9 protein-coding genes are annotated in these 9601 nt (G+C 41.2%); 4 read left to right on the top strand and 5 right to left on the bottom strand.

What is annotated here, in order from left to right:
• Both WN50_RS02480 and WN50_RS02475 read right to left on the bottom strand, forming a co-directional pair.
• Nucleotides 1–379: chorismate pyruvate-lyase family protein (locus WN50_RS02480; RefSeq protein ID WP_049557725.1), on the bottom strand; the 379-nt coding region annotated here is incomplete at its 3' end.
• Between the two features lie 121 nt (nt 380–500).
• Nucleotides 501–1130, bottom strand: coding sequence for a TetR/AcrR family transcriptional regulator (locus tag WN50_RS02475; RefSeq protein WP_046281258.1), 630 nt, complete (start codon nt 1128–1130; stop codon nt 501–503).
• A gap of 100 nt (nt 1131–1230) precedes the next feature.
• Between WN50_RS02475 and WN50_RS02470 the strand changes: the two genes are divergently transcribed.
• The 3 genes from WN50_RS02470 (at nt 1231) to WN50_RS02460 (ending at nt 4854) form a co-directional block, all read left to right on the top strand.
• Nucleotides 1231–2622 (top strand): efflux RND transporter periplasmic adaptor subunit, encoded by a 1392-nt coding sequence (locus WN50_RS02470; RefSeq protein ID WP_046281259.1) that lies wholly within the window; start codon nt 1231–1233, stop codon nt 2620–2622.
• Nucleotides 2619–3794 (top strand): ABC transporter permease DevC, encoded by a 1176-nt coding sequence (gene devC / locus WN50_RS02465; RefSeq protein WP_046281260.1) that lies wholly within the window; start codon nt 2619–2621, stop codon nt 3792–3794. Before WN50_RS02470 ends, devC begins: the two co-directional genes overlap by 4 nt.
• A 331-nt stretch (nt 3795–4125) precedes the next feature.
• On the top strand, nt 4126–4854 hold the full coding sequence (locus tag WN50_RS02460) for a DevA family ABC transporter ATP-binding protein (RefSeq protein ID WP_072075534.1): 729 nt from the start codon (nt 4126–4128) through the stop codon (nt 4852–4854).
• On the opposite strand, the gene WN50_RS02455 is transcribed toward WN50_RS02460, so the two are convergent.
• The 3 genes from WN50_RS02455 to WN50_RS02445 all read right to left on the bottom strand — a co-directional run bounded on the left by WN50_RS02455 (nt 4851) and on the right by WN50_RS02445 (nt 8354).
• Entirely contained in the window at nt 4851–5429 is a 579-nt protein-coding gene (locus tag WN50_RS02455) for a Uma2 family endonuclease (RefSeq protein ID WP_046280739.1), read from the bottom strand. The genes WN50_RS02460 and WN50_RS02455 overlap by 4 nt on opposite strands.
• A gap of 85 nt (nt 5430–5514) precedes the next feature.
• A complete protein-coding gene (locus tag WN50_RS02450) occupies nt 5515–5862 on the bottom strand; it encodes a hypothetical protein (RefSeq protein WP_046280738.1) in 348 nt (115 codons plus the stop codon).
• 77 nt (nt 5863–5939) lie between these two features.
• Nucleotides 5940–8354 (bottom strand): ATP-dependent helicase, encoded by a 2415-nt coding sequence (locus WN50_RS02445; RefSeq protein ID WP_049557721.1) that lies wholly within the window; start codon nt 8352–8354, stop codon nt 5940–5942.
• Between the two features lie 180 nt (nt 8355–8534).
• Between WN50_RS02445 and WN50_RS02440 the strand changes: the two genes are divergently transcribed.
• The gene (locus tag WN50_RS02440; protein ID WP_046282496.1) at nt 8535–9416 is read left to right on the top strand and encodes a segregation/condensation protein A; all 882 of its coding nucleotides are present in this window, start codon (nt 8535–8537) and stop codon (nt 9414–9416) included.
• Nucleotides 9417–9601 lie beyond the last annotated feature (185 nt).

The raw sequence follows: 9601 nt of genomic DNA, 5'->3' as shown, positions 1-9601 counted from the left end.
TTTGCAAATATTCATCCACATGACTGGCTTCCCACCAAGAGGCTGCATAGGCTAGCCGTTGTCCTGATGCCGTTTTTAGCCAAACCTGTCGTCGCAATCGTGGCCCTGGAACCCATTTGATCGCATCGGGTGCGCTATCCATATCCATCCCCACCGGGGACATATCAATCACATCAACTTCTGTGGGTTCTCCCGTCAACAGTTGCAAGTGACGAGTTGGGGAACCATCCCCCAGTAATAAAATTTGCCACGCAGGAGACAGTTGGCTATGGGGTAAGCCTTGACGGACTTTTTCCTCTCCGCCTTCCCAGTGGGTACGAAGACGATGCCAAGCGGTTGGCTGTTTAATTGGGTCTGGTGATTTTAAGCTAGCAGTCAAAGCTCTTTACATTTCTTAATTTTCAGTTCATTATCATAGCGCGTTTTTACAGTTTACAGTTTTGTCGGGGTAATTCATCAATTACCCTTAGCAGTTTCTTTCTTCTCTCCCCATCTGCCCATCAGTTTGAACGGGTTAAACAATCAATTAAACCATCAATTAGGCGATCGCTATCCATTGGTAAAATATCCTCACCATGTAACAGTTTTTGGGTAATCACATAATGAACCATTGTTCCTAAAAAAATCCGGGCGGCAACTTCTGGATCATGGGTTTTTAGTTCGGGACAATTGGCAAATAAATGCGTAATAGACTCAAAAGCAGTGACTTTAATCGTGCGAGTAAAAGTGCGGGCTAACTCAGGAAAACGCCCTGATTCCCCGACAATAATTCGCATAAAATCAAGAAACTCCGGTTGATTTACCGCATCTTCTACTATTTTTTTGGCTAACTGTCGCAGCAATATTTCTCCTTTTCCGGGTGGAAGGGGTTCTTGAAAATATTGGGGGCTAAAAAAATCTTGAAATTTTTCTTTGACTAATTTTTCAATTAACGTAATAAATAAGCTTTCTTTGTCCTGAAAATAATTGTAAAGTGTGGGTTTTGACACACCAGAGGCGGCTGCTATTCGATCCATACTCGCGGCTGCATACCCCGAAGCCATGATCTCTTGCATCGCCCCTTTCAGGATGGCTTCTGCTTTGTCTGATGCTTTACGACGAGGGGGTTTTGGGGGATTTGACGATTCCATTCTTGTTTTGAGGTTGACAGTCTCTTTTATTTTAACTAAACTGTTTAGTAACAAGACTACACGGTTCAGTTAAATCTTTGCTTTTAAAGGAGTTCCTGTGATGCAGGATGCAGCCAGAATACCAGAAGCTTTCCCCCGAAAGTGGTTAACATTAGCAAGTATTGCGCTTATAGGAATCGGCGGTGTAGCGATTTATCTCCCCTTGCGATCGCCATCTACCGAAGTCATTCCCGCCGCAACTGTTGCGCCAAAAATCCAAACTGTCACCGCTTTGGGGCGCTTAGAACCCGACGGGGAAGTGATTAAACTCAAAGCCTCGACTTCCACCCAGGAAAACCGAATTGCAGAATTATTAGTCAAAGAAGGGGATACCGTAGAAGTCGGAGAAATTATTGCAATTTTGGACTCCCGCGATCGCTTACAAGCTGAGTTAGAAGGGGCTAAAGAAGACGTGGAAGTTGCTAAGGCGCGTTTAGATCAAGTTAAAGCGGGGGCAAAATCGGGAGATCTCGCGGCTCAAGAAGCGCAAATTAGCCGCCTTCAAGCGCAATTACTAGGGGATGAAGCGGCTCAAAAAGCCACTCTCCAACGCATTCAAGCGGAGTGGGAAGGGGAACGCAACGCCCAAGAAGCGACTATTAGCCGCATTCAAGCCCAGTGGGAAGGGGAACGCAACGCCCAAGAAGCAACAATTGGCAGGCTGAGGGCGGAACTGAACAACGCAGAAGCAGAATATCAACGTTATCAACAATTGTACACAGAGGGCGCCATTTCTCAATCCTCCTTTGATACAAAAGGGTTGAGTGTAGAAACCAGTCGCCAACAAATTATCGAAGCTGAGGCGAATTTAGAGCGAATTAACCGCACTGCAAAAGAACAAATTATCGAAGCTGAAGCAAATTTAGATCGAATTAACCGCACTGCAAAAGAACAAATTATCGAAGCTGAAGTTACCCTGAGTCGGATTCAAAGTACCGGAGATCAACAAATTAGTCAAGCGCGATCGCAATTAGAAAGTTTAGCAGAAGTTCGCCCTGTTGATGTACAACTTGCTCAAACCGAAGTTAATCGAGCGATCGCCACAGTCAAACAAGCTGAAGCCAATTTAGCACAGGTTTATGTGCGATCGCCCCAAGATGGTGTGGTGATGGATATTCATACACGGGCGGGGGAAGTGGTTTCTAATGAAGGAATTGTAGAAATTGGGCGCACTCAACAAATGTATGCGATCGCCGAAGTTTATCAAAGTGATATTCAAAAAATTCAACTGGGAAAAACGGCAAAAATTACCAGTGAAGCCTTACCAGAAATATTAACAGGAACAGTAGAGCGTATTGATCGCAAAGTGCAACAACAAAGCGTGATTAATGCTGATCCGAGTGAAAACATTGATGCAAGAGTCGTGGAAGTTCATGTTCGTTTAGATGAAAGTTCGAGTCAAACCGCCGCAAAATTCACCAATTTACAAGTGCAAGTTGAGGTGCAATTATGATCAAATGGCTGCAATCATTTAAAAGACGAACTCCCTTGGGTTGGTTACAACTGAGTCACAGTAAAAGTCGCTTATTAGTCGCGATTTCGGGGATTGCTTTTGCAGATGTTTTAATGTTCATGCAAATGGGGTTTCAACAATCTCTTTATGATAGTAATACTAAGATTAGAGGGGCTTTAAATGCAGACATTGTATTAGTCAGTCCCAAAGCTAAAAATACCCAAAATTTATCTACGTTTACCCGACGAAGATTGTATCAGTCGATGGATGTTCCCGGTGTAGAATCTGCTCATGGGTTGTATTCTCAAAATATTAACTGGAAAAATCCCCAAACTCGTGAGGATAATCCCTTACAAGTGATTGGATTTGATCCGAATTATCCCGCGTTTAATATTCCCGAAGTTAATCAACAGCTAGATAAAATTAAAATTCCAGATGTGGTATTATTTGATCGCAAAGCTCGGGGTGAATACCAGGATGTAATTGCACAAATTAGCGAGGGAAATTGGGTTTCTACAGAAGCAGAAGGACGAAGAATTACCGTTAAAGGACTGTTTTCTTTAGGGGCTTCTTTTGGAACGGATGGGGTGTTGATGACGAGCGATCAAAACTTTTTAATGTTGTTTCCGCGTCGAGATGCGGGGAGTGTCAGTTTAGGGTTAATTCATGTTGAACCCGAAGCAGATTATACTGTTGTTGCTGAAGCGTTGAAACAACATCTTCCTGAAGATGTCGAAGTAATGACGATTGAAGAATTTATTGAAGATGAGCTAAAATATTGGCAAGAAGAAAGTCCGATTGGATTTATTTTTACATTAGGAACTGGGATGGCGTTTGTTGTCGGGGTGGTGATTGTTTATCAAGTTTTATCAACTGATGTCAGCGCTCATATTAAGGAATATGCTACTTTTAAAGCAATGGGTTATCGTCATCGTTATTTGTTAGCAGTTGTATTTGAAGAAGCGGTTATTTTAGCCTTTTTGGGGTTTATTCCAGGGTTGATTTTACCGATAGGTTTATATCATGTGGCTGCAAAAGCGACTTCTTTACCGATTATGATGACTCAAATTAGAGCAATTACCGTGCTACTTTTAACGTTAATAATGTGTGTCATGTCTGGCGCAATTGCTACACAAAAATTACAATCTGCTGATCCGGCTGATATGTTTTAAGGCAAAAATAGTAGGTTTAATTAATGAAGGAAACCTAACCGTGAAAAATTTGATAAGATTTCATAAAAAAATCAAGATGGGCGGTTTTATTGATTTAGTTTCGGGGAAATATATATTGTTCTGACCCCGCCCCATTCCGATGACAAAAGTTTTGTAGGGGCGGGTTCCGCAAAAATCTATGTGTTGGGTAGAAACCCGGTTTCTGCTAGAAACCGGGTTTCTGGTTTGTATCTCATACGAGCGCACACCGCTATATCAATCATTTAGATAAACCTGCCCCATTCCGAAAGGAATTTTATAATAATAAACCTAAAAAAAGACAAAATTAACGATGATGAACAATTCTTCTCAACCAGTCATTACCATTGAACATCTGAATCATTTTTTTGGTCAAGGTGAACAACGAAAACAGGTATTATTTGATATTAATTTAGAAATTAATGCAGGTGAAATTGTGATTATGACTGGGCCTTCGGGTTCAGGAAAAACAACATTGTTAACCTTAATTGGGGGTTTGCGAAGTGTACAATCAGGACGCCTAAAATTCTTAGGAAAAGAACTCTGTGGGGCGACTTCAGAACAATTAGTTCAAGCGCGTCGGCTTGCGGGTTATATCTTTCAAGCCCATAACTTACATGGGAGTTTAACTGCCTTACAAAACGTTCAGATGGGGTTAGAAATTCATCCCGAATATTCGGTTGCAGAAATGAAGAAAATGGCGGCTAATATTCTTGATGAAGTCGGGTTAGGAAATCGTTTAAATCATTATCCTGATAATCTTTCGGGCGGACAAAAACAACGGGTTGCTATTGCTAGGGCGTTAGTTAGTCGTCCTCAGTTAGTTTTAGCAGATGAACCCACCGCAGCTTTAGATAGTAAATCAGGGCGAGATGTGGTGACATTGATGCAAAAACTGGCAAAAGAACAAGGGTGTACAATTTTACTTGTTACCCATGATAACCGAATTTTGGATATTGCCGATCGCACTGTTTATATGGAAGATGGCATCTTAAAAAGTAACAAAGTCACGGCATCTGTTCTTCCGGTTAATTCACCTTAATTTAACCCCAAAACATCCTCATACAGTTCAATAATAGCACATTTAAAGCCAATAGAAGCGAGTTCGAGTTCATCTTCTTTACTGTAGGGATAAAGAACCCAGCGCCCTTCTTCGTTGCGGCGAAAACATTCAACGTTAATTTGATCTTGACTAATTAATACATATTCTTCTAACGTTTCAATCTGTCGATAATCAGCAAATTTATTGCCTCGGTTAAAGGCTTCGGTACTGGGAGATAATACTTCTACAACTAAACGGGGATAACGAATAAAATAGTCTTCAGGAGAGGTGATATCCCGTTGATCACAAGTCACTAAAGCATCAGGATAATAATACACATCGGCGGCTTCAATGTAAACTTTTAGATCTCCTGTGTGAACTCGACAGCCGCTTCCTCTGACATGATTTCTTAAAAGGCTAAGAAGATTCAGGGAAATAGTATCATGGGCTTTACTTCCCCCCACCATTGCATAAACCTCGCCGCGAATATATTCATGTTTGATCTGGCTCACTTTTTCGCCTTCGAGATAATCTTTGTGAGAAATAATAGAATAATTGCATGAATGAGAAACCATAACTTTAAAGGGGGAAAGTATGCTATAATTAGATTGTGAAAGAGCGGAAAAATAAGACAACAATCTCCAATTTATTTTAAAAATATCAATTGTTTAAAATCTCAATTTGCTCAAAGTAGGTTGAGGAACCGCCTTCATCACCCAATATGGTCAAGTCTACCACTCGAATATACATTCCTAATTGTAAAAACTGATCATTTTTTGGATGGGGGAGATCGATCTCGTCCCTTAGACCATCTTGAAATGAGCCGGGATCGCCACTGTTATCTATTATTTTAATATTGCTCAGACATACACAATAGTGAGCAGGAATCACCCGATCGTGGCCGAGGGTTCCAGACATCCCTGGTATCCCAGAAATAAATTGGTCTGGAATCCAAGTGATTTGTTGAATGTATCCTTCTAAAGTCAGGGGGCCGATGGGTGCAGACATGGACATAAATATTCAACAACTTTTAGGGGCTTTTATTATTCTATACTTTACCATAAAGTTGGGTAAATATTAAAAAATTAACTCATCTTAAAATGATTGGGAAAACGTTCTTTCAACGCAGGTAAAACCGGACAAGGTTTTTGGTCTTGTAAATTTTCCGGTTTATGCCAAGAATAAGGGGCTTGACGCGCCGCAGACATCCATAATAATTGTTTCGCCCGAGTCATTGCTACATACAATAAACGGTATTCTTCTGCTGCTTTTAAATCTCTCGCCTGTTTCCAAGCTGTGATAACATCTGGTAAAGGGTTTTGATCATGTAAATAAGCCCGAATTAGGGCGCGGGCGACTTCTGAAAGGGTAAACTCTCCGAGGAAACGACTTTGAGGTAAAACTCGCAAACTTCCGGGGATATTTTGTTCATGTAAAAACGGCAAAAATACATAATCCCAGTCTAAACCTTTGGCTTTGTGCATCGTAATAATTGTTAACTGACCTTTGCGAGTAAAGATACTCTCATTCTCTTTATTTTCCTCCTTATTTTCCTCCTTATTTTCCTCGTCAATATCAACGGTTTCAAATCGTTCTGAACTGACAATTTCATTCAACACGTTAACAATAGCTGGAATCGAATTTTTTCCCGAAGTTTGTTTAACAATTCGTTCCGCTAATTTATCGGCTGTCGCTAACTCACTTTGTTCATATTGCAACGTTAACGCCAAAAATGATATCAGTTGAAAAGGTGGAAGTTCTAAACGCGCTTGCAACAAACTCCGACAAAAATATCGACATTTACGAACCGCTTCAGGCTGAGGCGGGTCAAGCGGCCCCGGATAAAGAAATTGTTCGGGTTGAATCACTAAAATGTTAAAATCTTGATTGGGGATTAACTGGCGATCGCTAAAGACTTTTAACGCGGCTTTCAGATAATCTGGAGAATGAGGACGATCAATAAATTGTAATAGCGATAAGATTTCGGCGGGAATACGAGAATTTCTGGCAGCTTGAGACGCATCATAAATTTTAATCGGATGGGGTCTGATATCCACTTTAAAATTATATTCATCGGGACGATTAAACAAATTAGAAATAAATTCCCCTTGTTTATTTTCACGGACTAAAATGGCAAATTTACCCTCGGGATTTTCTGTAATTAATTCAATCACTCGCCGAGCGATTAATTCGACACTATGATAAATATCAATAGGTCGATAGAGTTCTAACCCTAAACCCGTTGAGGAGGGATTAGGATATTGCGGATCATCTTCAGAAACCGGATGAATTTCTTGCTCTTGAAAGGGCTTTTCTGTTCCAGCTAATTGAGAACGATTAACCCATTTTAACACAAAATTAGCCGCATCAATAATAATCTGAGAACTTCGACCTGCTTGATCCATTGTTGCCAAACGATTCATCTGTTTACAGTCGTGACAAAACTGCCGAAAATAAATCGGATCAGCCGGAGTAAAGGTTGAATTAATCGCTTGATTGGGATCACCGACTCTCACTAAATTAAAGACTTTTTCCGAGGCTAAATCATCCGTTGCTAATATTTTTAATAACTTCGTTTGTAAAAGAGTCGAATCTTGAGCCTCATCTTCAAATACTGCAAACACTCGCTCTTGCCATTGTTGACGAACTCGCTCATTTTCGAGTACCCGTAAGGCAGCTAAAATCATCTCGTCATAATCAATTAACTGACGTTCAGTGAGTAATTTTTGGTAATTTTCATAAAGTCCGGCAGCAATTCCTAAAATGTCATATTCATCGGGAATTTTCGTGGCTAACTCTCGTAATTCATGGGGTTTTAAACCAGAACTTTTCGCCTCTTGAATCACTTTCCAAGCCAAGTCGGGTAAAACTTCTGTTCGCAAAACCGACTGACGCCGCAAACGTTCTGCTTCTTCCCCATCAAACTGCATTCCTTCGATTAACCGTTGATAATGGCGAGGATAATCATTCATCCATAATTCTACACAAGTGCGCGTTAAACGGTTACTGGGTGTCGGTAAAATAAGAGTCGAATTTTCTAAATCTAAACCCGATAATTCAGGATGTTGACGAGCGATATTCAAGGCGAGGGCGTGTAGCGTATACACCATAAAACCGCCCATCGGTAAGCCTATATTTTTCAATTCTGTCTCAATTTTAGAGCGAATATTCGCCGCCGCCGCCCGAGTAAACGTCACCACCACTAACTGACGCCGAGTATTCAAATGATAGCGGGCGATCGCAATAGCAGCAGCAGAAGCCATTCCCGTCGATTTTCCCGCCCCTGGAACCGCCGAAACCCCCAAATATCCCCCTTCCCAGTCTGCCATTTGTTGCTGTCCAGGACGCAAACGGGAGCGAATTTGCTGTAAAGCTTCTTCTCGCGACTGATGGATCATTGGAGTATTGTCAACCTTCGATCTTAATGAAACCAAGGGGTGATCGAGGGTTGGCGTTTTACCCGAAGCGGAATTAAATTCTTGATCAAAATCGTCTGTCAAGGTTAGATAAAGATGAGAATGTTGGGGTGCTTTATGGATTCAGTGTGACAAAATAGAGAAACTTTCACTGAATGTCTATAATTGATTACAATATCGTTAACGGTTATCAATCGTCAAGTCAATCATTTGTCAACACCGATCACTGTTCACTGAAGCTGCACGTTAACCTTTGGAAATTCAATGATTGTCGAAACACCAAAATTAGCTTTAAATCAACTCTCCGAAGGAATCGCCCTGTTAATTGACTTAGCGAAACGAGGAGAAATTGACCCTTGGGATGTACAAGTGATTGAAGTGATTGATCGCTACTTAAGTCAACTCACCCCGCAACAAGATTCCTCTCCCGGTCAAAATTTTGCCTCATTGTCTCAGTCGGGTCAAGCGTTTTTGTATGCTTCGATATTAGTTTTACTCAAAGCTGACAGTTTAATGTCGCTTGAGGCTGAAGAAGCAGAGGAAGAACTGATCATCGAAGAAGAATTGGTTGATACTGAAAATGGCTTAGATCCACTACAACGCCCGAAAAATCTAGAACATCAAATTCGTCGGCGTGTCATCGGAAAAACGCCTCAAAAACGCCGTGTAACGTTGCAAGAATTGATTGATCAGTTACAATTAATGGCAACGGCGATGGCGGATCAAAAAAAGCATCCGAAACGTCGTCGGACTTCCAAACAAGCCCTAGCCGCCCGAGCGATCGCTGAACTCGCTCACCAAGAAAATTTAACCGAAACCGCAAAAAAATTAGAACAGTTACTCAGTGATCAATGGTCAGAGTTGAGTCGAGAATGGTTAGATTTAGAACAACTTTTAGTCTTATGGTCTGATGCGAATCTTGTTGAAACAGGCAATACAAAAACCCTAGAAATGACCTCTGTAGAGTCTGAGTCTTCCGATGAAGCCAATTTAGTTCATCAACCTCAAAATGATCGCGTCGGCATCTTCTGGGCGTTGTTGTTGTTGTCAGCTCAATCTAAAGTAGAATTAACTCAAGAGGAATTTTACAAAGATCTGAAAGTTCGCACGTTACCGATACAAGATTCTATCAAAAATTCAATCTAGGGGCGGGTTCATAATAGTCAGGAGTCAGGAGACAGGAGTCAGGAGACAGGAGTTAGGAGTCAGGAGTTAGGAGTTAGGAGTTAGCAGTTAGGAGTTAGGAGTTAGGAGTTAGGAGTTAGGAGTTAGGAGTTAGGAGTTAGGAGTTAGGAGTTAGGAGTTAGGAGTTAGGAGTTAGGAGTTAGGAG

The organism is Limnoraphis robusta CS-951 (genome assembly GCF_000972705.2).
Note: the sequence above shows the minus strand (reverse complement) of the source record. Positions and strands in the feature narration are given on the sequence as shown.

What these genes read in the sequence shown, in the direction of transcription:
- WN50_RS02475 (WP_046281258.1), bottom strand. Translation starts at nt 1,130, where the DNA reads ATGGAATCGTCAAATCCCCCAAAACCCCCTCGTCGTAAAGCATCAGAC.
- WN50_RS02450 (WP_046280738.1), bottom strand. Translation starts at nt 5,862, where the DNA reads ATGTCTGCACCCATCGGCCCCCTGACTTTAGAAGGATACATTCAACAA.
- WN50_RS02440 (WP_046282496.1), top strand. Translation starts at nt 8,535, where the DNA reads ATGATTGTCGAAACACCAAAATTAGCTTTAAATCAACTCTCCGAAGGA.
- WN50_RS02470 (WP_046281259.1), top strand. Translation starts at nt 1,231, where the DNA reads ATGCAGGATGCAGCCAGAATACCAGAAGCTTTCCCCCGAAAGTGGTTA.
- WN50_RS02460 (WP_072075534.1), top strand. Translation starts at nt 4,126, where the DNA reads ATGATGAACAATTCTTCTCAACCAGTCATTACCATTGAACATCTGAAT.
- devC (WP_046281260.1), top strand. Translation starts at nt 2,619, where the DNA reads ATGATCAAATGGCTGCAATCATTTAAAAGACGAACTCCCTTGGGTTGG.
- WN50_RS02455 (WP_046280739.1), bottom strand. Translation starts at nt 5,429, where the DNA reads ATGGTTTCTCATTCATGCAATTATTCTATTATTTCTCACAAAGATTAT.